At 59.0% G+C, this 25,579-nt stretch carries 24 protein-coding genes; 22 read left to right on the top strand and 2 right to left on the bottom strand.

What is annotated here, in order from left to right:
• Position 1 precedes the first annotated feature (1 nt).
• From pseC to rfbB, 10 genes are read left to right on the top strand one after another with little or no spacing between them, the layout of a single operon-like run.
• Positions 2 to 1,162, top strand: a complete 1,161-nt coding sequence (pseC, locus tag PIN01S_RS05845; RefSeq protein ID WP_084334310.1) for a UDP-4-amino-4,6-dideoxy-N-acetyl-beta-L-altrosamine transaminase — start codon at positions 2 to 4, stop codon at positions 1,160 to 1,162.
• Complete coding sequence (gene pseF, locus PIN01S_RS05840; protein WP_084334309.1) at positions 1,159 to 1,857, top strand: pseudaminic acid cytidylyltransferase; 699 nt, start codon at positions 1,159 to 1,161, stop codon at positions 1,855 to 1,857. The genes pseC and pseF overlap by 4 nt, the downstream gene beginning before the upstream one ends.
• A 3-nt stretch (positions 1,858 to 1,860) precedes the next feature.
• Positions 1,861 to 2,949, top strand: a complete 1,089-nt coding sequence (gene pseG / locus PIN01S_RS05835) for a UDP-2,4-diacetamido-2,4,6-trideoxy-beta-L-altropyranose hydrolase (protein ID WP_084334308.1) — start codon at positions 1,861 to 1,863, stop codon at positions 2,947 to 2,949.
• 20 nt (positions 2,950 to 2,969) lie between these two features.
• Positions 2,970 to 3,458 carry a UDP-4-amino-4,6-dideoxy-N-acetyl-beta-L-altrosamine N-acetyltransferase gene (gene pseH, locus PIN01S_RS05830; protein ID WP_084334464.1) on the top strand — a complete coding sequence of 163 codons (489 nt, stop codon included), beginning with the start codon at positions 2,970 to 2,972 and terminating at the stop codon, positions 3,456 to 3,458.
• A gap of 5 nt (positions 3,459 to 3,463) precedes the next feature.
• Positions 3,464 to 4,528, top strand: coding sequence for a pseudaminic acid synthase (gene pseI / locus PIN01S_RS05825; RefSeq protein WP_084334307.1), 1,065 nt, complete (start codon positions 3,464 to 3,466; stop codon positions 4,526 to 4,528).
• Positions 4,525 to 5,481 (top strand): polysialyltransferase family glycosyltransferase, encoded by a 957-nt coding sequence (locus PIN01S_RS26200; protein WP_139198543.1) that lies wholly within the window; start codon positions 4,525 to 4,527, stop codon positions 5,479 to 5,481. The genes pseI and PIN01S_RS26200 overlap by 4 nt, the downstream gene beginning before the upstream one ends.
• The gene (locus PIN01S_RS26195) at positions 5,478 to 6,752 is read left to right on the top strand and encodes a DUF6418 domain-containing protein (protein ID WP_139198544.1); all 1,275 of its coding nucleotides are present in this window, start codon (positions 5,478 to 5,480) and stop codon (positions 6,750 to 6,752) included. The genes PIN01S_RS26200 and PIN01S_RS26195 overlap by 4 nt, the downstream gene beginning before the upstream one ends.
• Positions 6,753 to 6,768: 16 nt before the next feature.
• Positions 6,769 to 7,788, top strand: coding sequence for an NAD-dependent epimerase/dehydratase family protein (locus PIN01S_RS05815; RefSeq protein ID WP_084334303.1), 1,020 nt, complete (start codon positions 6,769 to 6,771; stop codon positions 7,786 to 7,788).
• Positions 7,789 to 7,800: 12 nt separating this feature from the next.
• Positions 7,801 to 8,754, top strand: a complete 954-nt coding sequence (locus tag PIN01S_RS05810) for a glycosyltransferase family 2 protein (protein ID WP_084334301.1) — start codon at positions 7,801 to 7,803, stop codon at positions 8,752 to 8,754.
• Positions 8,754 to 9,815 carry a dTDP-glucose 4,6-dehydratase gene (gene rfbB / locus PIN01S_RS05805; RefSeq protein ID WP_084334299.1) on the top strand — a complete coding sequence of 354 codons (1,062 nt, stop codon included), beginning with the start codon at positions 8,754 to 8,756 and terminating at the stop codon, positions 9,813 to 9,815. The genes PIN01S_RS05810 and rfbB overlap by 1 nt, the downstream gene beginning before the upstream one ends.
• A gap of 17 nt (positions 9,816 to 9,832) precedes the next feature.
• On the opposite strand, the gene PIN01S_RS05800 is transcribed toward rfbB, so the two are convergent.
• Entirely contained in the window at positions 9,833 to 10,930 is a 1,098-nt protein-coding gene (locus PIN01S_RS05800; RefSeq protein ID WP_084334297.1) for an acyltransferase family protein, read from the bottom strand.
• A 113-nt stretch (positions 10,931 to 11,043) separates the two neighbouring features.
• On the opposite strand from PIN01S_RS05800, the gene rfbA reads away from it, so the two are divergent.
• The 9 genes from rfbA (at position 11,044) to PIN01S_RS05755 (ending at position 20,982) form a co-directional block, all read left to right on the top strand.
• A complete protein-coding gene (gene rfbA / locus PIN01S_RS05795; RefSeq protein WP_084334295.1) occupies positions 11,044 to 11,922 on the top strand; it encodes a glucose-1-phosphate thymidylyltransferase RfbA in 879 nt (292 codons plus the stop codon).
• Positions 11,922 to 12,458 carry a dTDP-4-dehydrorhamnose 3,5-epimerase gene (gene rfbC / locus PIN01S_RS05790; RefSeq protein ID WP_084334293.1) on the top strand — a complete coding sequence of 179 codons (537 nt, stop codon included), beginning with the start codon at positions 11,922 to 11,924 and terminating at the stop codon, positions 12,456 to 12,458. The genes rfbA and rfbC overlap by 1 nt, the downstream gene beginning before the upstream one ends.
• A complete protein-coding gene (gene rfbD / locus PIN01S_RS05785; protein ID WP_084334291.1) occupies positions 12,455 to 13,327 on the top strand; it encodes a dTDP-4-dehydrorhamnose reductase in 873 nt (290 codons plus the stop codon). The genes rfbC and rfbD overlap by 4 nt, the downstream gene beginning before the upstream one ends.
• Positions 13,328 to 13,623: 296 nt before the next feature.
• Positions 13,624 to 15,012, top strand: coding sequence for an undecaprenyl-phosphate glucose phosphotransferase (locus PIN01S_RS05780; protein ID WP_084334289.1), 1,389 nt, complete (start codon positions 13,624 to 13,626; stop codon positions 15,010 to 15,012).
• 101 nt (positions 15,013 to 15,113) lie between these two features.
• A complete protein-coding gene (locus PIN01S_RS05775; RefSeq protein ID WP_244505957.1) occupies positions 15,114 to 16,301 on the top strand; it encodes an O-antigen ligase family protein in 1,188 nt (395 codons plus the stop codon).
• Positions 16,302 to 16,544: 243 nt separating this feature from the next.
• Complete coding sequence (locus tag PIN01S_RS05770; RefSeq protein WP_084334285.1) at positions 16,545 to 17,498, top strand: UDP-glucose 4-epimerase family protein; 954 nt, start codon at positions 16,545 to 16,547, stop codon at positions 17,496 to 17,498.
• Positions 17,495 to 18,502, top strand: a complete 1,008-nt coding sequence (locus PIN01S_RS05765) for an MraY family glycosyltransferase (RefSeq protein WP_084334283.1) — start codon at positions 17,495 to 17,497, stop codon at positions 18,500 to 18,502. The genes PIN01S_RS05770 and PIN01S_RS05765 overlap by 4 nt, the downstream gene beginning before the upstream one ends.
• A gap of 56 nt (positions 18,503 to 18,558) precedes the next feature.
• Entirely contained in the window at positions 18,559 to 20,574 is a 2,016-nt protein-coding gene (locus PIN01S_RS05760; protein WP_084334281.1) for a polysaccharide biosynthesis protein, read from the top strand.
• An 81-nt stretch (positions 20,575 to 20,655) separates the two neighbouring features.
• Positions 20,656 to 20,982 carry a ComEA family DNA-binding protein gene (locus tag PIN01S_RS05755; protein WP_084334279.1) on the top strand — a complete coding sequence of 109 codons (327 nt, stop codon included), beginning with the start codon at positions 20,656 to 20,658 and terminating at the stop codon, positions 20,980 to 20,982.
• A 74-nt stretch (positions 20,983 to 21,056) separates the two neighbouring features.
• Here PIN01S_RS05755 and rapA read toward each other — a convergent pair whose 3' ends face one another.
• A complete protein-coding gene (rapA, locus tag PIN01S_RS05750) occupies positions 21,057 to 23,903 on the bottom strand; it encodes an RNA polymerase-associated protein RapA (protein WP_084334277.1) in 2,847 nt (948 codons plus the stop codon).
• Between the two features lie 266 nt (positions 23,904 to 24,169).
• Between rapA and PIN01S_RS05745 the strand changes: the two genes are divergently transcribed.
• From PIN01S_RS05745 to PIN01S_RS26705, 3 genes are read left to right on the top strand one after another with little or no spacing between them, the layout of a single operon-like run.
• Positions 24,170 to 24,466 carry an aspartate-semialdehyde dehydrogenase gene (locus tag PIN01S_RS05745; protein ID WP_084334275.1) on the top strand — a complete coding sequence of 99 codons (297 nt, stop codon included), beginning with the start codon at positions 24,170 to 24,172 and terminating at the stop codon, positions 24,464 to 24,466.
• Positions 24,467 to 24,503: 37 nt separating this feature from the next.
• Complete coding sequence (locus tag PIN01S_RS05740) at positions 24,504 to 25,115, top strand: alpha-ketoglutarate-dependent dioxygenase AlkB family protein (RefSeq protein ID WP_084334273.1); 612 nt, start codon at positions 24,504 to 24,506, stop codon at positions 25,113 to 25,115.
• Positions 25,108 to 25,269 carry a hypothetical protein gene (locus tag PIN01S_RS26705; protein ID WP_090257164.1) on the top strand — a complete coding sequence of 54 codons (162 nt, stop codon included), beginning with the start codon at positions 25,108 to 25,110 and terminating at the stop codon, positions 25,267 to 25,269. Before PIN01S_RS05740 ends, PIN01S_RS26705 begins: the two co-directional genes overlap by 8 nt.
• Positions 25,270 to 25,579: the final 310 nt, after the last annotated feature.

Here is a 25,579-nt window from a genome sequence, read left to right as displayed (position 1 = left end):
CATGATTCCCTACGGTCGCCAGGACATCACCCAGGCCGACATCGATGCCGTCGTGGGTGTGTTGCAATCCGACTTCCTGACCCAGGGCCCGATGGTGCCGCGCTTCGAACAAGGCGTGGCCCGGCATGTGGGGGCCGAACACGCGCTGGCGGTGAACAGCGCCACCTCGGCCCTGCACATCGCCTGCCTGGCGCTGGGGCTCGGGCCGGGCGACCGGCTCTGGACCAGTCCGGTCACCTTCGTCGCGTCCGCCAACTGCGGCCTGTACTGCGGTGCCGAGGTGGACTTCGTGGACATCGACCCGCGCACCTACAACCTGTGCCCGAAGGCGCTGGAGGCGAAACTCCAGCAGGCCGAGCGCGACGGCACGCTGCCCAAGGTGGTGGTGCCGGTGCACCTGTGCGGCCAGCCTTGCGACATGCAGGCCATCCATGCGCTGGCGAAGCGCTATGGCTTCCGCGTCATCGAAGACGCCTCCCATGCCATCGGGGGTAAGTACCAGGGCGAGTTCATCGGTAACTGCCGCTACAGCGACATCACCGTTTTCAGCTTCCACCCGGTGAAGATCATCACCACCGCCGAAGGCGGCATGGCGCTGACCAACGATGCCGCGCTGGCCGAGCGCATGGCACTCCTGCGCAGCCACGGGATCACCCGCGAACCGTCGAAGATGACCCACGAATCGGACGGCCCCTGGTACTACCAGCAGATCGACCTCGGCTTCAACTACCGGATGACCGAGCTGCAGGCCGCTTTGGGCGTGACCCAACTGGAGCGCCTCGACCGCTACGTCGCCCGTCGTCACGAACTGGCCCGGCGCTACGACCAGTTGCTGGCAGGGCTGCCGGTCACCACGCCCTGGCAACATCCGGACAGCTACTCCGGCCTGCATCTCTACGTGATCCGTCTGCAACTGGAGAAGCTGTGCAGCAGTCACCGTCAGGTGTTCGAATCGCTGCGCGAGCAGGGCATCGGCGTCAACCTCCACTACATCCCGGTCCATACCCAGCCGTACTACCAGCGCATGGGCTTCCAGGCCGGTGACTTCCCCGAGGCCGAACGTTACTACCGCGAAGCCATCAGCCTGCCCATGTTCCAAACCATGACGGAACAGCAACAGGATGAGGTGATCGCCGCGCTGCACAAGGCAATCGACGCATGAGGCTGGCAGTCATTCCCGCGCGCGGCGGTAGCAAGCGCATCCCACGCAAGAACATCAAGCCATTCTGCGGCAAGCCGATGATCGCACGCTCGATCGAGGCCGCCCTGGAGAGCGGCTGCTTCGACCGGGTGATCGTCTCCACCGACGATGCGGAAATCGCCGAGGTTGCCCGCCAGTACGGCGCGGACGTTCCCTTCATGCGTCCGGCGGAACTGTCGGACGACTACGCCGGAACCGTTCCGGTCATTCGCCATGCAGTGGAGTGGTTCATCGCCAACGGCGAGGCCCCGGAGCAGGTGTGCTGCATCTACGCCACCGCGCCCTTCGTGACCGGCGAGAACATCCGCAGGGGGCTGGAGGCGCTGGCCGGGAACGACTGCGACTACGCCTTCTCCGTCACCAGTTATGCCTTCCCCATCCAGCGAGCAATCCGCATTACGTCGGCGGGCCGCGTCGAAATGTTCAATCCCGAGCATTTCAACACACGCTCCCAGGACCTCGAAGAGGCCTATCACGATGCGGGCCAGTTCTACTGGGGACGCGCCAATGCCTGGTTGGAAGGCAAGATCCTGTTCGGGACACATGCCGTACCGGTTCTGCTACCTCGCCATCGCGTTCAGGACATCGACACCCTGGAAGACTGGGAGCGGGCCGAGTGGCTGTTCAAGGCCATGCAGGCCCAGGGGGAGCGGTAAGCCATGAAGATTGCTTTCCGTGCGGACGCCTCATTGCAGATGGGCAGCGGCCACGTCATGCGCTGCGTGACCTTGGCCGACGCCTTGAAGCAGAAGGGTGCGGAATGCCACTTCCTCTGCCGGGAGCACCCTGGCCACCTCCTCGAACTGGTTCGCGGCAAGGGCCATGTCGTTCATGTCCTGCCTTGCGAACCGGAGAGCCCGATAGACCGAAATGGTCCGGCCCACGCCGCCTGGCTGGGCGCCACCCAGGAGCAGGATGCGCAGGCCTGCCTGCCCATCCTGCAGGCGCTCCAGCCAGATTGGCTGATCGTCGACCACTATGCCCTGGATATTCGTTGGGAAGAGAGCCTGCGGCCCTTCTGTCGACGGTTGATGGTCATCGATGATCTGGCTGATCGGGCCCACCAATGCGACTTGTTGCTCGACCAGAACCTGGGGCGAAAGCCCGCGGACTATGCCGGGCTGACTCCAGAGGCGTGCACCGTGCTCGCGGGGCCGCAATATGGTTTGTTGCGACCGGAATTTGCGGCGCTACGGGAGTACAGCCTTGAACGTCGTAAGCAGCCCAAGTTGCAGAATCTACTCATCACCATGGGCGGCGTAGACCAGCCCAATGCCACCGGCAAAGTATTGGAAGCTTTGAAACACAGCGCCTTGCCGGACGATATTCGGATCGATGTCGTGATGGGAGCCAAGGCCCCTTGGTTAGAGGCGGTCAAGGGAATTGCCAGGGATATGCCCTGGCCGACCGACGTACTGGTCAATGTCGCCGATATGGCCCAACGCATGGCGGATTGCGATTTGGCCATCGGTGCGGCGGGGGGAACCTCATGGGAGCGGTGCTGCCTGGGTGTGCCGACAATCATGGTGGTCCTTGCCGATAACCAGTGGTCAGGCGCCCAGGCGCTACAGGAGGCGCAGGCTGCGTGCCTGCTTGGAGACACCCCGGAAATTTCCCGGCTTCCTGCCACACTCATGCGGCTTGAACAGCGAAACGAACTGGAAACAATGTCGGTCATGTCCGCGCGGATAACCGATGGCCTGGGAGCTAGCCGCGTTGTCGATTCACTGACGGAATTGCTTGGATGAAAAAAGCGCAGGTTCGCCCTATGGTCGAAGCAGACCTGGAAAGGGTACTCGCATGGCGAAACCATCCGGACGTTCGCCGATACATGTATACCCAGCATGAGATCGGCTTCGATGAACATCGAAGCTGGTTCGAGCGAAGCGCATCCAACCCTGCAAGACATCTTCTGGTCTTCGAACTGGAGGGCACGCCTACCGGCTTCATCCATTTCAATCGATTGAACGACGGTGGCATCGCCGACTGGGGATTCTATGCCGCGCCCGACGCGCCCAAAGGCAGCGGTCGTCTGCTGGGTGGCGCCGCGCTGGAGTATGCCTTCATGAACCTGGGATTCCACAAGATTTGCGGCCAGGCGCTGGCCTACAACGAACGCTCCATCAACTTCCATCGCCGGTTGGGGTTTCAGCAGGAAGGCATCCTGCGTGACCAGCATTTCGATGGTGAACGCTATCACGCCGTGGTGTGCTTCGGCTTGCTCAAGCACGAATGGCAGCCGCTTCAAGAAGGATAAGCAACATGCCGAACCATCCCAGCATTTCCATCGCCGGGCGTCGTATCGCCATCGATGAGCCGCCCTACGTCATTGCCGAGCTGTCCGCGAACCACAACGGCAAGCTCGAGACGGCCATGAGCATCATTCGGGAAGCCAAGGCGGCGGGCGCCGACGCCGTCAAGTTGCAGACCTACCGGCCGGATACCATCACCCTCGATTGCAACTCGGAAGATTTCCAGATTCATGGCGGCCTCTGGGATGGCCGTACACTCTACGAGTTGTATGAAGAAGCGCATATGCCGTGGGAATGGCACAAGCCGCTGTTCGACTACGCGCGCGAGCTTGGCATCACTATTTTCAGTTCGCCGTTCGACAACACTGCAGTCGATCTCCTCGAAGACCTGAACGCACCGGCCTACAAGATCGCTTCCTTCGAAGCCGTGGATTTACCGCTGATCAAATATGTTGCGGCCACCGGCAAGCCCATGATCATTTCCACCGGCATGGCCGACGCCGAGGAAATTCAGGAAGCCATCGAGGCGGCACGTGAAGGCGGCTGCAAAGAGCTGGCAATCCTCCATTGCGTCAGTGGCTACCCGGCTCCAGCCGAGGATTACAACCTACGCACCATCCCGGACATGATTCAGCGCTTCGGTCTGGTAACGGGCCTATCTGACCACACCTTGGATAACACCACAGCCATAACCAGCGTGGCGCTGGGCGCCTCCATCATCGAAAAGCACTTCACGCTGGATCGCAGCGGCGGTGGGCCCGACGACAGTTTTTCCTTGGAACCGAAAGAGCTGGAAGCCCTGTGCCGAGACAGCAAGACAGCTTGGGCCGCCTTGGGGCGAGTTGACTATGGAAGGAAGTCCAGTGAACAGGGGAGTGTCCAATTTCGACGGTCTCTGTATTTTGTGAAAAGTTTAAAGGCAGGCTCAGTTATTACCGAAGATGTGGTTAGAAGTGTGCGTCCTGGGTTTGGTCTACCACCAAAGTATCTGGGCGAGGTGATTGGCAAGAAGGTAAAGGTTGATGTTGGGGCTTACACTCCGGTTTCGTTGGAAGTTGTCGGGTGTGAGGGATGAGAAAAGCTTCGGTGATTTTTGTTCTGGGCCAAGCACAGAATATTATTCTGCGGCAAATTTTGGAGAGGGTAGATGGTACAGATGTCTATTTGTTTACTGTTTACCCGCCTCTCGCTCCGGTTCAAGGGCGGGTCATTGGTATAAGGCCGGTGGGGCTGCTGAATCTTGTGCTGATGTGTTTAAAAGTTGTATTTTATTGCTTTCGTATTCGGAGGTATGCGGAGGTCGATATTTATACCCCGCATCTTATGAATTTTGTAGCTAATAAAGTTTATTATTCGAATGTTGATAGGGTTTCGCTATATTATCTGTTTGATGGGATTCTAAATTATAGACGTGTATCAGCTTTCTCGGGGGCTATGGTTGATTACCAAGTTAAGCAGAGGAGGAAGTCAGTATTTATATTTCATCGATATGTGAGGTTAATGAGTGACGTTGTTGATCAGGATGTTAAAGGCGTCAGAGGGATGCTTGTTCCTCAAGGGGTGATACTAGATAAATTGCAATTTGATGGTTCTGTGACCACTATTGGCGGGGATGTGGGCATGGTGGCGTCTGGTAATGGTGTCTTGGTGCTGGAGCCACCAATGGACGCTGTGACTGCTAAGTCGTTTGAGAGTCGTCTCTATGATATGTTGCTGACGCATTATAGAGGTAGAGATATTTTGATTAAACCGCATCCTAGTCGGGCTGGTAGTTTAATGGATTTGGCGAAATTTAAAGCGGCTGGGTTCTCTGTTGACGTGACAAGTAGCGTAGAGCCTGCTGAAGTGTTTTTCTTCAAATCTCATTGCCAGACTGTTGTTTCTACAACAAGCAGTGCGTTGCTGATGATCAAGTGTTTGTGTCCAGCTGCTATGGCGATTTCTTTGGCTGGAGAGGGTGATTTTTCTGACTCGGCAATGAAGGAGGTATTGGGCTTGATGAAGGATAGTGGAGTTTTATTCTTGTGATTATATACTTTGTTCTTGTTTTCTTGTTGTTGGTTTTTCTAGGGGGGTGTCTTTTTCATCAGAATGTAAGTTTTCTTTATGTTCAGTCTCTTTTTTGGTTTTTTGGTTTTGTAGGGTTTGTTTCGGTTGCTTATTTAGAGGCTTTTGACGTTTATATAATTGAGCAGTTTAAATATTCGCACTTCAATGGTGCGGCGATTTTTCTTTTTTTTCTGATGTTTACCCATTTTGTTGGAGGGGCTACGTGGGCGAGATTTCGGCGTGGTGATCTATCGGGGGGGTATTCTAAATATGGGCTTGTGCCGGCATGGGAACCAATACTGATTGGTTGTGTTAGTCTTCTTGTTTTAACTCTCCTGTATGTTAATGTTCTGATAAGTTCGCCGCCGCCGTTGTTTCAGGATGGTTATATAGATAGATTTGAATATATCCAAGGTACAAGTCTTTGGTGGGTCATCGCTCCGATGGGGGTCGTGGCTGTTCCTCTGCCGATTTTGCTTGGCTGGCTCTTCCTTGTTTCAAAGAGGCATTTTTTTCCATTTTTCTTGACTTTGCTGTATTTGCTCTACCTTGCTTTGATTGGGCAGAAATTTGGTGGTTTTATTCTTTCCTTCTTCTTGGTGTCCTTGCCGCTTGTTTGTGAGAAGGCATTTTTTTTGCGTTTGTCATTGTTTTTAAAAAAAGCTCTCTTGCCCGTGTTAGTTGTTTTTATAATTTCATTGTCGATGGTTTATTATCACTATACAAGATATTCTCTGTCTGATGAGTTCGGAGGTCCATTGGGGTTGCTTGCTTACCGCATTTTGGGTTTGCAGGGGCATACATTTTGGGGGGCATATGATCTCTTTGTAAGAGAGCCTTTTTTGTATTTTAATCCTGCTGGGCTTTGGGATGGAATGGAGAATGTAATGCTGCTCATATCCCCGGATATTGCCGATGGAATGATTGAGCGAGGGGTCAGGTTTACGTTTGGCTATTTTGCCAGTTTGGTCGTGCATTTAGGGGTATTTGCTTTTCCTGCTGCCCTTATTTTTGGGGTGTTGCATTCTGCTATTGCTATTAGGGTCGTCAAGGCCGTGCTTGAGCGTGACCTGATTGGTTACTTTCTCCTAGCGAATATGCTGGTTATGTACAACGGATTTATTTCAATGGGTAGCTTGTCAGGTCTTTTGAATTTGAAGCTTCTCTTTCTTCTTCTTCTTCTTTTGGGCGTTACTGGTCTTCGTTGGGCGATGTCTGGCGCAAGGGGTGGCGTGAGGGGGTGGTCTTGATTAAGGATTGTTCTATATGAATTGTGCCGTTGTTTTTGGTGGCGCTGGTTTTGTCGGGTCTTTTTGGGCTCGTTTTCTTCTGGATCAAAAAATCGTTAACAAAGTTTATCTTTATGATCTGGAGTCCGCAGGTCAGAAGTCCAGCGCTTTTCGGCGGGCACTGATCACCTCCTGCTCTAAGCTTCAAGTTGTCATTGGCGATGTTCGCCGTTCAATCGATTGGGTGCCTGAAGAGCCTGTCGAACTGATCGCTAACTTTGCCGCAATTCATCGCGAGCCCGGTCATGAAGATTTCGAGTATTACGAAACCAACCTGTTGGGGGCGGAAAATGTCTGTGCCTGGGCGGAGAAGGTGGGTTGCAACCGCCTGATCTTCACCAGTTCCATTTCGCCCTATGGTCCCAGCGAGGCGGTGAAGGACGAGCGTTCGTTGCCCGTGCCGGCCACTGCCTATGGTGGATCGAAGTTGGCGGCGGAGAAGATTCACCAGACATGGCAGGCGAAGGACAATGCCAACCGTCGCTTGGTGATCGTGCGGCCGGGGGTGGTGTTCGGCCCCGGCGAAGGCGGCAACGTGTCCCGTCTGATCAAGGCCGTGCTGCACCGTTATTTCTTCTATATGGGAAACCGGAGCACCCGGAAGGCGGGCGTCTATGTCAAGGAACTGTGCAACGCCATGTGGTGGGTGTTACAGCAGCAAGAGGCGAAAGGCGAGCACGTCAGCTTGTTCAATATGTCGATGAACCCCGGGCCGTCCATCGAGGACTATGTCGAGACCGTCTGCAAGGTGGCGGGGGTAAGGCGCACGGTTCCGGCTGTGCCTTATCCCTTGTTGTTGACGGCTGCCTATGCCATCGATGCCATCGCCAAGCCGTTGCGTATTAGCCATCCGTTCAGCCCGGTTCGCATTCGTAAGCTGGTGCGGTCCAACAATATCCTGCCCACCTATCTGGTGGAGAACGGCTATCCCTATCAATACACCCTGGAAAGCGCTTTTGCGGATTGGAAGCAGAGCTGTCCGGAAGAATGGCAATGAGCGCGAGGTTGCATGTCGGATTTACTCGATAACCGGAAGACTCGGATCGCCTGCATCGTGCCGACCTATAACGGCCGGAACGACCTGGCCCGGTTGTTGGATTCGTTGGAAAAACAGAGCGCGTCCTTCGATTTGTTCATCGTCGATTCCAGTTCCTCGGATGGGACGGGTGAATTGGCGCGTTCACGCGTGGCAAACGTCGTAACGATTCCCAGCAGCCAGTTCAACCACGGTGGTACGCGGCAGATGATGGTGAGCCGTAACCCTGGCTACGACATCTACGTATTCCTGACCCAGGATGCCTATCTGGAGGACGTCGATGCCATCGAGCATTTGGTGGCTCCCTTCAAGGACGAAAAGGTTGGGGCGGTATGTGGACGTCAGTTGCCACACAAGGACGCTTCACCACTGGCCGAGCATGCGCGTCTGTTCAATTACCCGGCGACCTCCGTGGTGAAATCGTTCGAGGATGCGCCCGTGCTGGGCATCAAGACGGCGTTCATGTCCAATTCCTTCGCGGCCTATCGAGGCGCCGCACTGATGGAGGTGGGTGGCTTTCCAGAGCATGTGATTTTCGCCGAGGACATGTATGTCGCGGCCAAGATGCTGCTCGGTGGCTGGAAGGTTGCTTATGCCGGCAATGCAGGTTGTCGCCATTCCCATAACTACAGCCTTCAGGAAGAATTCCGCCGCTATTTCGACATGGGCGTCTTCCACGCCCGCGAGCCCTGGATTCGTGAACGTTTCGGCGGTGCCGGTGGGGAAGGGCTGCGTTACGTGAAGTCCGAACTCAAGTTTCTCGGTTTGCCCCGCCTTTACCTCTGGCCATCGGCCATTTTTCGTAACGCCTGCAAGTTGCTCGCTTACAAACTGGGGCAGAAGGAGCAGGGCATGTCGCTGGCTCTGAAGAAAAAACTGGGCATGTACAAGCGTTACTGGGACAGCCCCTACGCGGAGAAATACTGATGCGCATTCTGGTCACCGGCGGCGCCGGCTTCATCGGCTCCGCCGTCGTTCGCCATCTGATTGGCAACACGGCATTCGAGGTCGCCAACCTCGACAAACTCACCTATGCCGGCAATCTGGAGTCCTTGGCGGCGGTGGCGGATTCGGCGCGTTATCGCTTCTATCACGTGGATATCTGCGATGCGTCTGCGCTGGAAAAGGTGTTTGCCGAGTTCCGGCCGACCGCGGTGATGCATCTGGCGGCAGAGTCCCATGTGGACCGTTCCATCGATGGGCCTGCGGATTTCATCGAGACCAATATCGTCGGTACCTACACATTGCTGGAGGTGGCGCGTCGCTATTGGAGCGCCTTGCCGGAGGAGGCGCGTAGTGCGTTCCGCTTCCATCACATCTCCACCGATGAGGTTTATGGCGATCTGGAGGGGACGGACGATCTCTTCACCGAGACCACGCCCTATGCACCCAGCTCCCCTTATTCGGCTTCCAAGGCCAGTTCGGACCATCTGGTTCGCGCCTGGCATCGCACCTATGGCCTGCCGGTGCTGGTGACCAACTGCTCGAACAACTACGGGCCGTACCACTTCCCGGAAAAGCTGATCCCTCACATGATCCTCAACGCGATCCATGGCAAGCCGCTGCCGGTGTATGGCGACGGCTCGCAGATTCGCGACTGGCTCTATGTGGAGGACCATGCGCGGGCTTTGTGCGAAGTGGTGTGCCGGGGCGTGGTGGGCGAGACCTACAACATCGGCGGGCATAACGAGAAGCGGAATCTGCAAGTGGTGGAAACTATCTGCGCGCTTCTGGAAGAGCTGGCACCTGAGAAACCCTGCGGCGTTGCGCAGTACAGCGACTTGATTACTTTCGTCAAAGATCGTCCTGGGCACGACAAGCGCTACGCCATCGATGCGGGCAAGATCGAGCGAGAGCTGGGGTGGAAGCCGCAGGAGACGTTCGAGAGTGGAATCCGCAAGACGGTTCAGTGGTATCTGAGTAACCGCCAGTGGTGGGAAAGGGTGCTGAGTGGTGCTTATCGATTGGAGCGTATTGGCGAGCTGTGAATAAGTAGTGCCGGCCCTTAGGCTGGCACTTTATTAATCGTTTCATTGTTTTTATTCGTCAAATAAATTTCAGCGCGCTTACCCGCATCGATCATTGGTTTCTCTAAATGACGATAAATAAAATGGCTGGCTAGAATTGTGAGAGGCAGGGCGAAGATAAAGAGAAACAGGCATTTTATAACCGGGGAGTCATTGCTCAGTAGGGGATAAAGATAAGTGAGGCTATATTTGCTAATGACGCCGTGCAACAAATAGATCGAATAAGACGTGTCGCCTAAGAATCTAAGAAGCTTGTCAATAAAGCTTGGGAAGGATGGGCGAAGGTAGAGTAAGGAAAAGCAGACTCCACCGCAGCAGAAGGTAAATACGAGACGCTCGATTCCCGTGACAAGAGTTATCAGGTCGCCTTTCGCGGGATACATGATAAAGATAAAAACACTGAAAATCAGGGCGGAGGCCGCCGCGCGCTGGGTGATTTCTATTTTTCGTCGAGCCCATGCCGCACCAATGCCTAGCGCAAAGAGGAAAAGCTGATTCAATGGGTTGACATAGGTTGCCCATTGTTTGGCAAGCGTGTTTTCCGGGGTCAGGGCAACGAAAGCAAAGTAGCCATACAGTGCCAAGATTAGACATAGCGCGGGCAAGAACAGCCAGCGATAGCGTGCCAGGATTACGAGTGCCGGAAATGTAAAGTAAAAGACGACCTCGTTGCCAATAGACCAACCACCGATCGGGACATAAGTCGCCGGGTCATAGAAGCCAAATATAAGTAAGAAGTTTGATAGGTAGGCGAGCCAATTTGGTGTGAAGGATGGCAGGGTGATGGCCGCTAAGAGAATGAGAAGAACTGTGGCCAGCCAATATACCGGAGCGATGCGAAAAAAACGTTTGATCGCAAAGATGCCGATGTTTTTGAGCGACCAGCGTGTGTCTGCATAAATTTGATAAAGCGCAATGCTGCTAATGATGTAGAACAGTGAAACGGCATAGATACCGAGTCGACCCAAGATGGTATCGCTCGAAGGTACTCCTAGACTCCAACTGATAAAGTGATAAATAAGAACAGAAAAGGCCATCAAGCCGCGCAGGTAATCGATTGAAAGTATTCGTTGCATGAGAGGGTGCCTCTGAGCAGGTGATGCATTATGGCGGATTGAGTTAGTGGTCGAAAACCACCAAACTTCCCTGCCGCAACGATCTTGACGATGGGTATGACACAGAGGACTCAATGAATTACAAAGGAATAATCCTCGCTGGTGGCTCCGGCACCCGGCTGCACCCCATTACCTTGGGTGTCTCCAAGCAACTGCTGCCGATCTACGACAAGCCGATGATCTACTACCCGCTGTCGGTGCTGATGCTGGCAGGGATTCGCGAGGTGCTGGTGATTTCCACCCCGGACGACCTGCCGGGTTTCCAGCGCATGCTGCGCGACGGCAGCCAGTTCGGCATGAGCATTCAATATGCCGAGCAGCCGAGCCCGGACGGGTTGGCTCAGGCGTTCATCATTGGCGCGGAGTTCATCGGCGACGACAATGTCTGCCTGGTGCTGGGCGACAACATCTTTTACGGCCAGCACTTCTCCGAGGCGCTGCAGGAGGCGGTTTCGTGGCAGAGCGGGGCGACGGTGTTCGGCTACCACGTGCAGGACCCGCAGCGCTTCGGCGTGGTGGAGTTCGACGCCCAGGGGCGTGCGGTGAGCATCGAAGAAAAGCCGGCCAAGCCGAAGTCCAACTACGCGGTGACCGGCCTGTATTTCTATGACAACGACGTGGTGGAGATCGCCCGGGCTATCAAGCCCTCCGCCCGTGGCGAGCTGGAAATCACCGATGTGAACAATGCCTATCTGAAGCGTGGCGACCTGCATGTGAGCCTGCTGGGGCGTGGCTTCGCCTGGCTGGATACCGGTACCCACGATTCGCTGCTGGAGGCCGGCCAGTTCGTGCAGACCATCGAGCATCGCCAGGGGTTGAAGGTGGCCTGCCTGGAGGAAATCGCCTTCCGCCAGGGTTGGATCGATGCCGAGCGACTGCTGCGCCAGGCCGACGAGTTGAACAAGACCGGCTATGGCCAGTATCTGCGCCGGGTAGCCGAGGGGTATCAGTGATGAAGGTGATCGAGACGGCCATCGACGGGGTGAAGATCATCGAGCCGAGGGTGTTCGGCGACGAGCGCGGCTTCTTCCTGGAAACCTTCCAGGCCCGGCGCTATGCCGAGGAGGCGGGCATCGATCTGCCGTTCGTGCAGGACAACCACTCCCGCTCGGCAAAAGGCGTGCTGCGTGGCCTGCATTTCCAGAAGACCAAGCCACAGGGCAAGTTGGTGCGGGTGGTGCGGGGCGAGGTGTTCGACGTGGCGGTGGATATCCGCCGCGATTCGCCGACCTTCGGTCGCTGGGAGGCGGCGATCCTCTCCGAGGAGAACAAGCGGCAGTTCTGGGTGCCGCCGGGCTTGGCCCATGGCTTCGTCGTGCTCTCCGAGACGGCCGACTTCGAATACAAGTGCACCGATTACTACGATCCCAGCGATGAGGCCTGCCTGATCTGGAACGACCCCGCCGTGGGTATCGAATGGCCACTGGCGGAGCCACAGCTTTCCGCCAAGGATGCCCAGGGGCTGACGCTCCGGGAGCTGTTCGGATGAAGGTAGTGGTGACGGGAGCCAACGGCCAGGTCGGGCGTTCGCTGGTGGAGCGTCTGGAGCACTCGGACTGGCAATGGGAAGCCCATGGGCGGGATACCCTGGATATCGCCGATGAAGCGGCCGTGGCGGCGCTGCTGGAGCGCTTCCGGCCGGACGTGGTGATCAATGCCGCTGCCTATACGGCCGTCGACAAGGCCGAGGCGGAGCCGGATGCGGCACGGCGCGGCAACGTGGAGGGGCCGGCTGTGTTGGCCCGGGCGTGTCATGCGGTGGGCTGTGCATTGGTTCATCTCTCCACTGACTACGTGTTTTCCGGCGAGGCCGAACGGCCCTACGTGGAAACCGATCCCACCGCACCCCAAGGTGTGTACGGGCGCACCAAGTTGGAAGGGGAGGCGGCCATTCGCGACGCCTGTCCCGCGCATGTGATCGTGCGTACTGCCTGGGTATTCGGCGAGCACGGGCACAACTTCATGAAGACCATGCTGCGGCTGGCCGGCGAGCGCGATGAGCTGCGCGTGGTCGACGATCAACTGGGTTGTCCGACTTATGCCGGCGATATTGCCGATGCCTTGTTGCGCATCGCCGAGCGGCTGGTCGCTGGGGGAGAAGGGTTGTATGGCACCTACCATTTCGCCGGCGACAAGGCGGTGACCTGGTGCGGGTTCGCACGGGAAATCATTGCTCGGGCAGTGGAGGCGGGGATGATTGCCAAGGCCCCCCGGATCGTGGGAATCGCTACCCATGAATATCCCACGCCGGCAAAGCGCCCCGCCTATTCGGTGCTGGATTCGTCGCGCATTGGCGCGGTGTTTGGCATTGAACCGTCCGATTGGCAGGCGGCGTTGGTAAGGATTCTGGTGGCGTAGGCAGAGGCATGAAGCTTCGCCAGCAGAGCTGGCTCCTACGAAGAGCGGTGTGCGTGTTGCCGAAGTTGGATAGTTGCCGTTGTAGGAGCGAGCTTGCTCGCGAAATCAAGGCATAAAAAGCTTCGTCAGCAGAGCCCCAGCTATTCGCGAATGAATTCGCTCCCACGGAAGAAACCCAGCGGTCATGCCGAGCATGCCGAACCTATTTATCCGCCATCAGTCGACTCTTCGTTCGGGCCAGGATTTCCTGACGTGATAGGATGTCGCCCGTTTTTTCAGGAGCCTTTAAAAAGGACATGCAGCCGATCCCCCGCTACCAGCCGACCTTCGCCGAGCGTTACCCCGTTCCGTTGTTCGCGGCCCTGCTCGATATCCTGCTGGTGATCGCTTCGGGCTTCCTGGCCTACTACATCCGCTTCGACACGTTAGACATGCCGGGCCGCTACAACACGGCAACCCTGCTGAGCGCCATTCTGGTGATGTTCTGCCTGATGATGGGCGGGGTTTATGGCTCGTTGCGTGGATTGAGCTTCCGCCGTCAGCTCAGCCTGGTAACCATCGGTTGGTTGGCCGCGGCCGGTATCCTGCTGTCGCTTTCTTTCTTTCTGAAAGTGTCCACCAATTATTCGCGTATCTGGTTCGGCACCATGCTGCTGATTGGTGGCGGAGCCAGTATTCTGCTGCGCCTGTCCGTCTTTCTACTGTTGCGGCGCCTGCGCTCTGCCGGTCATAACCTGAAGTCGGTACTGCTGGTGGATTCCGGGGGGCGTTCTGCCGAGTTTCTTAACGGTGGTGGACGTCATCTGGGCGAGTATGGTTTCCGCATGGTCCACGGCCTGCCCTTCGAGCGTGGCGAAGCCTGGTTGTCCGAGTTGGTGGCTGCCGTGGAGAAGTACGGTGTTCATGAGGTGTGGTTGTGCCTGAGGCTGAACGAAGGGGACGCCATACGTGACATTCTCTACGCATTGCGCCACCACACCGTTGAGGTGCGTTTCATACCTGAGTGGGGCGATATTCCGTTGCTCAATCACAAGGTGAGCCAGATCGCCGGACTGTATTCGCTCGACTTGAGTTGCAGCCCCATGGATGGTCCTGCGCGCCTCATCAAACGGGCGGAAGACTTGCTGGTCGGCGGCCTTATCAGCCTGCTGATCTTGCCGGTCTGCCTGTTGATTGTCATCGCCATCAAGACGACCTCGCCGGGGCCTGCGGTGTTCAAGCAGTACCGTACGGGTATCAACGGAAAAAAGTTCAAGGTCTACAAGTTCCGCTCGATGGTCGTGCATAAGGAGTGCGGCGGAGCCGTCACCCAGGCCACTAAGCACGATGCCAGGGTTACCAAGGTAGGCGCCTTCCTGCGCCGGACCAGCCTCGACGAGTTACCGCAGTTCTTCAACGTGCTGCAGGGCCGCATGTCCATTGTCGGGCCTCGGCCCCATGCGTTAGCTCACAACGAGTATTACAAGGATCTGGTTGAATCCTACATGCAGCGACACAAGGTCAAGCCGGGAATCACCGGCTGGGCTCAGGTCTGCGGCTACCGGGGCGAGACCGACACCATCGAGAAGATGCAGAAGCGGGTCGAGCATGACCTCTGGTACATCGATAACTGGTCGCTCTGGCTGGACTTGAAAATCATCTTCTGGACGATCTTCAAGGGCTTCATCAACAAGAACGCCTACTGATAGGCGCGCCGTTCTTAAAACATGAGTGATTGCTGGGGTAGTAGTGAATGAATGGGATTCGAATCGATCAGCCGAGCGGTATGGTGAGGGTATTGCTGGTCGTGCTGGGCGTTGGGGTATTCGCTCAGTTGTGTGGGTTGTTGTTCAATAATGACGGGAGTCGGTATGCGACCCAGCTCTATCTGGGGTTGTTCCTGCCTGCTTTGTTGTTGTTGGTCGGGTTGCGTCTGGCCCCGACGTTCTGGCGGCAGATACCGGCCATCACGTTTCTCATACTGATAGGGTGGGTGCTTCTCGCCACGCAGTTCGAGGGTTCTCGGGATGAGCTCGGGCGTACGTTCAAGATAGTGACGCTCATTGCGCTGTATTTGTTTGCGGTGGGGAGTCTGGTCAGGAGTGAACGGTATTTCCATACAGTGCTTCTGGTGGCCGTGGCTGTAGCTGCGCTGTTTGCCTGGCTCACGTTGTACTACCAATTTGGCATATTGGATAAACCCATGGATTACAGCCAGTTTCGCTGGAAGCGCCTCCGCGAACTGGGATGGGAAGGGTATGCCGATCTTCGGCATCCCATTGTCGCCGGTCTTTATTACGGTACATTCGCCGTGATGCTGACCTTCATATTTGCCCGTTTCAAGTTGAGGCTTTGGCAGCTTGCCTTGGTGGCATTCGCCATGCTGGGTCTGGTGGCCTACGTCTTTTTCACCTTTTCCCGAGGAGCCTGGTTTGCGATGGGGGCAGGTGGCTTCGTCCTGCTTGTCATTTTCAATAGCCGCAAAACCTGGAGTGTTATCGGCACAGTAGCGGTACTGCTGTTAGCAGGCGCTTATCTGTTCTGGCCTGAAATCCAGGCGGAGCGACAGATCGGTGTCAATGGCCGGGATCTGATTTGGGCTGAATGGCTTCGTCGTTTCCCCGAGTTCTGGCTTTCCGGGGCTGGCTCCGGAGCTGAGTTCAAGTTCCGTTTTCCCAGTGGATTCACCGTCTTCCACAGCCATAGCCTTTACCTGCAACTCTGGTACGAGTACGGCCTTCCGGGGGTTATTCTGTTTGCCCTATTCATCGGTAGTCTGTTCTGGAAAGGCTGGAAATGCAGAGCCCAGCCCATCGCCAAGCTGGGCGTGGCGTTGCTAGTGTTCGCGATGGTGGCGATGGTTTCGGATATCTATGCGATTTTCCTTCGGCCCAATCCGTACTGGGTGGTGTTCTGGTTCCCGGTGGGTATCCTGCTGGGGGTGAGGCCCAAGGATGACGAGGCGGAGTTGAATGAATCGCTGGTCATTCGATGACTGGGGCAGGCGCGGATTGACTGCAGCGACACTGCTCTTTCAGTAGTGACCTTTCGGTCAACCTTCTCGAAGAACCGCCTGGCTGGCGCCCGGCGGTTTTTTTGTGTCTGCGTTTTCTTGCCCGCCTTTCTCTTTGGAGGCGACTTGTGTATTACAGGGTAGCTTTGCTCCGAAATGATGCGTTGTCTTTTCGGAAATGCGTGCGGAACGAACTCATTATTACAAGAAGAAGGCGGAGGGCAGATGACGGAGCGTTGCTGCCTGGTGACAGGGGCGTCCGGTTTCGTGGGGGCGGCTCTCGTGGAGCGGCTCGGCTCGATGGGGCGCAAGGTCTGTGCTTCGGCGCGTGCCGGTGCTGTGAAACCGAGTGGGGCATTCGTACCGGGTGATCTCGATGGTGCCTTCGATTGGTCCGGGGCGCTGCAAGGCGTGGACAGCGTGGTCCACTGCGCGGCGCGTGTGCATGTGCTGCATGAGCGAGATGCCGATCCTTTATCGGCGTTCCGTGCTGTCAATGTCGATGGAACGCTGAACCTGGCTCGGCAGGCCGCCGTTGCGGGGATACGGCGTTTCGTTTTCATCAGCTCGGTGAAGGTGCTCGGCGAGGGCGCCGAGTTGCCTTACGACGCAGATACCCGTCCTGCTCCGCTCGATGCTTATGCACTGTCCAAACTCGAAGCCGAACAAGGCCTCCGCGAGCTGATACGGGGCTCTGGCATGGAGTTGGTGATCATCCGTCCGCCGCTGGTATACGGGCCCGGCGTAAAGGCCAACTTCCTGCGCCTGATGCATTGGCTGCACCGGGGGATACCGCTGCCTTTGGGAGGCATCGATAACCGGCGCAGTTTCGTGGCCTTGGACAACCTGATCGATCTCATCCTGCTGTGTCTCGATCACCCCGCAGCAGCGGCCCAGACTTTTCTCGTCAGTGACGGCGACGACCTGTCCACAACGGAATGGCTGCGCCGGCTGGGCGTCGCCCTGGGCCGGCCGGCGCGTCTGCTGCCGATACCGGCCTCCTGGCTGGAGAGAGGAGCGGCCTGGTTGGGCAAGGACGACGTCGCTCGGCGGCTATGCGGCTCGCTCCAGGTGGATATCGACAAGACCCGCGAGCTGCTTGGCTGGACGCCACCGGTTGCAGTCGATGAGGCGCTACGGAGCACGGCCGTGGCCTTTCTCGAAGAGCATGGCCGATGAGCGCTTTCTGGCTGTTGCCTGTGGTCGCGGGCCTGGCGTTGCTGCTCACCGGGGTCATGCGTCGCTATGCGTTGTCGCGCAGCCTGATGGACATTCCCAATGCTCGCAGCTCTCATTCGCAACCCACGCCGCGCGGTGGCGGTGTGGCCATCGTGGTCAGCTTCCTGGCGGCTCTTCCGCTGCTGGCACTGCACGGCCTGTTGCCTTGGCCGATGCTCTGGGCCTTTCTGGGGGCGGGTGGTTTGGCTGCCGGAGTGGGGTTTCTCGACGACCGCAGCCACGTTGCTCCCCGCTGGCGCCTGTTGGCTCATTTCCTGGCTGCGTTCTGGCTGTTGGCCTGGGTCCAGGGCCTGCCGCCACTGGCACTGCTGGGGCGCTCCTTGGACCTGGGAGGGATCGGCTACGTCCTGGCAGCGTTTTATCTGGTCTGGCTGCTCAACTTGTACAACTTCATGGATGGCATCGACGGTATCGCCTCGATGGAGGCTATCTGCGTTTGTCTGGGGGGCGCTGTGCTCTATGCACTGATCGGGCAACCGCTTCTGGCCCTGACGCCGTTGCTGCTGGTCGCGGCGGTCGCCGGGTTTCTCTATTGGAATTTCCCGCCGGCCCGGATTTTTCTCGGCGATAGCGGCAGCGGCTTCATCGGTATCGTCCTGGGTGGGTTGTCGTTGCAGGCAGCCTGGGTCGACTCCCGGTTGCTGTGGGGCTGGTTGATTTTGCTGGGCGTGTTTCTAACGGATGCCACTTTGACACTGTTTCGCCGGTTGGCGAGGGGTGAAAGAATCCTCGAAGCGCACCGCAGCCATGCCTACCAGGTGGCGGCCCGTCGTTATGGCGCCCACCTGCCGGTGACGCTGGCCACGGGCGCCCTGACGCTATGCTGGCTGTTGCCGCTCGCTGCCTGGGTGGCGCTCGGCGACTTGGATGGGTTGCTTGGCCTGGCGTTGGCCTATGCTCCCCTGGGGCTGCTGGTGATGCGGGAAACCGGCGTACGCACCTAGCGCCCGGAAGGCTGAGTTCCCGCGGCTCCGATAACAAGAATGAAAAAGGGAATGGGATGGACCGCTTCGATCCGCGTGCATGGTTGTTGGGTTGGCCCCGGGGGTACAAGCGCCTGTTGCAGGTCGCTGTCGATATCGTGCTGACCTGGCTGGCGCTGTGGTTGGCGTTCTGGGTGCGCCTGGGCAGCGATAAGCTGGTCGATCCGTTCGGTGTGTATGCCTGGCTCTTCCTGGTCTGTCCGCTGATCGCCATTCCGATCTATATCCGGCTCGGCATGTACCGCGCCGTGCTGCGTTACCTGGGCAACGATGCGTTGCTGACCATCTTCCGCGCGGTGACTCTGTCGTCTCTCGTGTTGGCGCTGGTGGTCTATTGGTACCGGGACGTGCCGGCGGTGGTGCCGCGTTCGCTGGTCTTCAATTTCTGGTGGCTCAGCTTGTTGATGACCGGCAGTTTGCGCCTGTTGATGCGGCATTACTTCATGGGCGATTGGTTCAACGTGCGCCAGGCCATGCACTTTGCGCCGCCGAAGGACGACGGCCTGCCCAAGGCGGCCATCTACGGCGCTGGCACTGCGGGTAACCAGTTGGTGGCGGCTCTGCGGATGGGGCGGACGATCCGTCCGGTGGCCTTCATCGACGATGACGCCAGCCTCAACAATCGCACCATCGCCGGGCTCAAGGTTTACCGGCCGAAGTATCTCGCCCGAATGATCGAAGAGACCGGCGCCCAGCAGGTTCTTCTGGCCATGCCGTCGGTGACGCGGGCCCGGCGCCGGGAAATCCTGCAATTGCTCGAAGGTTTTCCGCTGCATATCCGCACCGTGCCCGGCCTCATGGATTTGGCGAGCGGCCGGGTCCGGGTGGATGACATCCGCGAGGTGGACATCGCCGACCTGCTCGGGCGCGATCCCGTGCCACCTCGCCAGGACCTGTTCGAGCGTTGCATCCGCGGCAAGGTGGTGCTGGTGACCGGTGCCGGCGGTTCGATCGGCGCGGAACTGTGCCGGCAATTGCTGGGCAGCGGGCCGCAGACCTTGCTGCTGTTCGATCACAGCGAATTCAACCTGTATAGCATTCACGCCGAGCTGGAAGAGCGGGTCGCGCGCGAGTCGCTTCCGCTGCGTCTGGTGCCGCTGCTGGGCTCCGTGCGGGATGCCCGCCAGGTTTTCGAGCTGATGCGGAACTGGTCGGTGGATACCGTCTACCATGCTGCGGCTTACAAGCATGTGCCGATGGTCGAGCACAACGTCGCCGAAGGCGTGCTGAACAACGTGCTCGGCACGCTCAATACGGTACAGGCGGCGATCATGTCCGGGGTCGGTCATTTCGTGCTGGTATCCACCGACAAGGCCGTCCGGCCAACCAACGTGATGGGGAGTACCAAACGGTTGGCGGAAATGCTGCTCCAGGCGCTCAGCCGGGAACCGGCGCCGCTGCTGTTCGGAGACACCGATGGGGTGCACAGGGTCAATCAGACGCACTTCGGGATGGTGCGTTTCGGCAATGTACTGGGGTCGTCGGGCTCGGTGATTCCCCGCTTCCGCGAGCAGATTCGCCGAGGAGGGCCGGTGACGGTGACGCATCCCCACATCACCCGCTATTTCATGACCATCACCGAAGCCGCCCAACTGGTCATCCAGGCGGGGGCGATGGGGCGGGGCGGCGATGTGTTCGTCCTGGACATGGGGCAGCCGGTGAAGATTCACGAGCTGGCCGAGCGCATGATCCATCTATCGGGGTTCAGCGTTCGCTCGGAGCGCAATCCCCACGGCGATATCGCCATCGAGTTCACCGGGTTGCGGCCGGGTGAAAAGCTCTATGAAGAACTGCTGATTGGCGGCGATGCCAGCGCCACGGAGCATCCCATGATCCTTCGTGCCAAGGAGGAGTACTTGGCTTGGGAGCCGTTGAAAACGCTGCTCCATGCTCTGTTAGACAGCGTCGAGCGGGGAGACATGGCCAGGGTCCGGCAACTGCTTCGTGAGGCTGTTCACGGTTATGTGCCGGAAGGTGACATAGTTGACTGGAGCCATCAGAGACGCGTCTGGAATCTGGAAGAACGGGTTTGATTTGCTCCGGCGAAGGGATAAGTTTGGGCGCGTGGCCGGAGTTGGCCACGTATCTCACCCGTTGAAAAAGGAGCTTTCTCGATGCGTAAATCGCATTTCTCTTCCCTTCTGTTCGCCCTCCTGACCAGTGTTTCCGTAGCGGTTACCGCAGCGGAGGCCCCCAAGACTTCTCCCGTCGCTCCGGTTGCCGCGCAGGCCTCCGCCGAGGTGGGCAAGGTCAATCTCAATTCCGCCGATGCGGCCACGCTGCAGCGTGAGTTGAATGGTGTGGGTGAGGTCAAGGCGAGGGCAATCGTGGACTATCGCGATGCCAACGGCCCGTTCGCTTCGGTGGATGAGCTGCTGGAGGTGAAAGGGATCGGGGCGGCAACGCTGGAAAAGAATCGCGACAAGTTGACCGTTCAATAACGTCGCGAGCGATGCGTGAAATACAGGCCGATTTCGATCGGCCTGTTTTGTTTTCGGAGAACGGTGGGCCGGCGTCAGCCGGCCACCAGCACGCGGATGGCTTCCAGACGCAGGGCAGCCTTGTCCAGCATGGCCAGGCCCTCTTCGCGCTGTTTGCTCAGGGCTTCCAGTTCGCTGTCGCGTACGCTCGGGTTGACGGCCTTGAGTGCGGTCAGGCGGGCCAGTTCCTCATCCAGTTCTGCCTTCAGGCGACGCTGAGCTTCGGCGACACGCTCGGCATGGCGCGGAGCGATCTTGGCTTCGGCGGCGTTGATCTGTGCTGCCAGCACATCGCGCTGGGCCTGGACGAACTTGTTGGCGCTGGCACGCGGCACGCTTTCCAATTGGTCGTTTAGGGTGTCGAAGGAGACTTTCGAGGCCAGGTCGTTGCCGTTGGCGTCCAGCAGGCAGCGCAGGGCGGCCGGTGGCAGGTAGCGACCCAGTTGCAGGTTGCGCGGCGCCACCACTTCGCTGACGTACAGCAGCTCCAGCAACACGGTGCCGGGCTTGAGCGCCTTGTTCTTGATCAGCGCCACCGCGGTGTTGCCCATGGAGCCGGCCAGCACCAGGTCCATGCCGCCCTGCACCATGGGGTGCTCCCAGGTCAGGAACTGCATGTCCTCGCGGGCCAGGGCCTGGTTGCGGTCGTAGGTGATGGTCACTGCTTCGTCGTCGCCCAGCGGGAAGCTGGCGTCCAGCATTTTTTCGCTGGGACGCAGGACCAGGGCGTTCTCCGAGTGGTCTTCGCTGTCGATGCCGAAGGCGTCGAACAGTTCTTCCATGTAGATCGGCAGGGCGAACTGGTCGTCCTGCTCATGGATATCCTCGACCAGTTGCTCGCCTTCGCCGGCGCCGCCGGAGTTGAGTTCGAGCAGACGGTCGCGGCCGGCGTGCAGTTCGCCCTCGAGGCGCAGGCGTTCGGCGCGGGCTTCGTCCAGCAGCGCCTGCCACTCGCCGTCATCGCCGCCTTCCAGCAACGGCAGCAGGCGCGAGCCGAACTGGTGTTGCAGGGCATTGCCGGTGGGGCAGGTGGCGAGGAAGGCGTTCAGGGCGTGGTGGTACCACTGGAACAGGCGCTCCTGCGGGCTGGTTTCCAGATACGGCACGTGCAGTTGGATGCGATGCTTCTGGCCGATCCGGTCGAGACGGCCGATACGCTGTTCCAGCAGGTCCGGGTGGGCCGGCAGGTCGAACAGCACCAGATGATGGGCGAACTGGAAGTTGCGGCCCTCGCTGCCGATTTCCGAGCAGATCAGTACTTGGGCGCCGAATTCCTCATCGGCGAAATAGGCGGCGGCGCGGTCGCGCTCCAGGATGCCCATGCCTTCGTGGAACACGGTGGCGGGGATGCCGGAGCGCACGCGCAGGGCGTCTTCCAGGTCGAGGGCGGTCTCGGCGTGGGCGCAGATCACCAGTACCTTGAACTTGCGCAGCATCTTCAGGGTATCGATGAGCCAGTCGACGCGCGGGTCGAAGCGCCACCAGCGTTCGTCTTCGCCGCCTTCCTGCTGGGCCTGGAAGCTGACTTCCGGGTACAGCTCGGCGTGCTCGCCCAGCGGCAGTTCCATGTATTCGGCCGGGCAGGGCAGCGGGTAGGGATGCAGTTCGCGCTCAGGGAAACCCTGCACGGCGGCACGGGTGTTGCGGAACAGCAGGCGGCCGGTGCCATGGCGATCCAGCAGTTCGCGGATCAGCCGGGCGCTGGCGTCGATGTCGCCGTCGCTGACCGCCGCGAGCAGGGCCTCGCCCTCGGCACCGAGGAAGCCATGGATCACTTCATGGGCTTCCGGTGACAGACGGCCCTGATCGAGCAGTTCCTGTACCGCCTCGGCCACCGGACGGTAGTGGGCGCTTTCGGCGCGGAAGGCTTCCAGGTCGTGGAAACGGTGCGGATCGAGCAGGCGCAGACGGGCGAAGTGGCTGTCCTGGCCGAGTTGCTCGGGGGTGGCGGTGAGCAGCAGCACGCCGGGAATGACTTCGGCGAGCTGTTCCACCAGGGCGTATTCGGTGCTGACCTGATCCGGGTGCCAGACCAGGTGGTGCGCCTCGTCCACCACCAACAGGTCCCAGCCGGCGGCGAAGGCGGCGTCCTGGGCGCGTTCATCGCTCTTCAGCCACTCCAGGGAGACCAGGGCCAGTTGAGCGTCTTCGAAGGGGTTGCTGGCATCGCTTTCGGCGAAACGCTCGGCGTCGAACAGCGCGACCTGCAGGTTGAAGCGCCGGCGCATCTCCACCAGCCACTGGTGTTGCAGGTTCTCCGGAACCAGGATCAGCACCCGGCTGGCACGGCCGGAGAGCAGTTGCCGATGGATGATCAGGCCGGCTTCGATGGTTTTGCCGAGGCCCACTTCGTCAGCCAGCAGGACGCGTGGGGCGATGCGATCGGCCACTTCACGGGCGATGTGCAACTGGTGGGCGATCGGCTGGGCGCGGGCGCCGCCGAGGCCCCACAGCGAGGATTGTTGCAGGCGGCTCTGGTGCTCCAGGGTGTGGTAACGCAGGGCGAACCAGTTCAGCGGGTCGATCTGCCCGGCGAACAGGCGGTCGCTGGCCAGGCGGAACTGGATGAAGTTGGACAGTTGGGTTTCCGGCAGGGTGCGTGCCTGGTTCTGGCCGTCGAGGCCGTGGTAGACCAGCAGGCCGTCGACGTCCTCGACTTCGCGCACGGTCATCTTCCAGCCTTCGAAGTGGGTGATCTCGTCGCCCGGCGCGAAGCGCACACGGGTGAGCGGGGCGTTGCGCAGGGCATATTGGCGGGTATCGCCGGTGGCCGGGTAGAGCACCGTGAGCAGCCGGCCGTCTTGTGCCAGGATGGTTCCGAGCCCCAGTTCCGCCTCGCTGTCGCTGATCCAGCGTTGCCCCGGTTGATACTGCTGCGCCATGCCTCTCTCCGTCATCAAAGAATCGCCTGCAAAAAAGCCGGCTATGGTAACGGAACCGGCCGCCGAGGGCCAAAGTCCCGGTATGGACGGCGATGTGATGTGCCGCAAAGTGTAGCGAGCCCGCATTAAAGACGCCGGAATCCCGGTCGATAGTGTGGATGTCACCGCTTGTTGTAGACAGGCGTTTCGCGGAAGAAGGCTGATAGGAGTAGAGTCGGACGTGCAGCCGGACCCGAAGGTTTCAGCGGCCTGCCGCAGGAGGACCCATGCTGCCCCCTATTCCCCACATGCTGATGCCGGTGACGGCCCAGCAGGACCCGATCAAGCCCCGGCCTGACATTCCGCCGGTGACGCCCGCCCAGGAGAGCGCCAACGAAGCGGCCATCAGCCTGGACAAGCGCCATCCGCAGGATGCCATCGAGTTGCTGCGCGAAGAGCAGCGCCGCCGCCAGCGCCGGGGCTATACGCCCGAGGAGCTGGCCGAGGGCGAGGTGGCCAAGGCTGACGAACCGCTGATCGAAGAGCTGCCGCGCCAAGGGCTGTGGGTCGACGTCGAGGTGTGACCACCGCTCGCTGAAGTCCTACGATGCCCGATTGCCGATGAATACCCCGAGTCTGTTTACCGATCCCCTCATCGAATTGCCGGATGCCGAGCTGAAGCTGCTGCCCGGCTGGATCGATCCGGCCACGGCCGACGCCTGGCTGGCGACGCTGCTGGCCGAGACGCCCTGGGAACAACCGCAGATTCGCGTGCACGGCCGCGTTCACCCGATTCCACGTCTGACAGCCTGGTTTGGCGACCCGGAGGCCCGCTACCGCTATTCCGGTCTGCTGCAATGCCCTCTGCCCTGGACGCCGCTGCTCGCCGAGATCCGCTCGCGATTGGAAGAGAAGGTCGGCCAGCCGCTGAACGGCGTTCTGCTCAATTACTATCGGGATGGGCAGGATTCCATGGGCTGGCATAGCGACGATGAAGCCGAACTGGGGCGCAATCCGCTGATCGCTTCGCTCAACCTGGGCGGTACCCGCCGATTCGACCTGCGCCGCAAGGGCACGGGGCGCATCCAGCACTCGCTGTTCCTCGAGCACGGTTCGCTGCTGGTCATGAGCGGGCCGACGCAGCATCATTGGCAACATCAAGTGGCGAAGACGCGCACCGCCTGTGCGCCGCGCCTGAATCTCACGTTTCGCCGGGTGCGGCCCCATGAGTGACGACGACAAGCTGATCGACTTTGCCAGTGAGCGCGGCAAGCGCATCCATGACCTCCACGAAAAACGCCTGAACGAAGTACGCCAGGCCTTCGAACAGGCCATGCCGTTGCCCAAGGGCAAGAAAAAATCCAAGGGCAAGCCGAAGAAACGCTGAGGCAGTCGTCTTACTTTGTAGGAGCCAGCTCTGCTGGCGACACTTTTGGCGTGACCCATTCGCGAGCAGAGCTGGCTCCTACAAGACCCACCCGAGCCGCTTCGGGGCACCTCTAAAAACTACCTGCGTTGTCATCACTGCGTTAAAAACAAGCTCGAATGCGAGCCCAGGCTAGGCGCCCCCATCAAAATGCTCATTTACAGCTCGTAAACTGCGCTTTTTCGCTTGTTTTTGTGGGGCCGCCGAGGCCTTGTGCTGACTGCCTCGCCTACGTTTTTAGAGGTGCCCTTCGAGGGGCGAATAAATTCGT

This window comes from Pseudomonas indica NBRC 103045 (genome assembly GCF_002091635.1).
Taxonomy (GTDB): Bacteria; Pseudomonadota; Gammaproteobacteria; order Pseudomonadales; family Pseudomonadaceae; genus Pseudomonas_M; species Pseudomonas_M indica.
The sequence above is the reverse complement of the archived record's forward strand: the minus strand, read 5'-3'. Positions and strand labels throughout refer to the sequence as shown.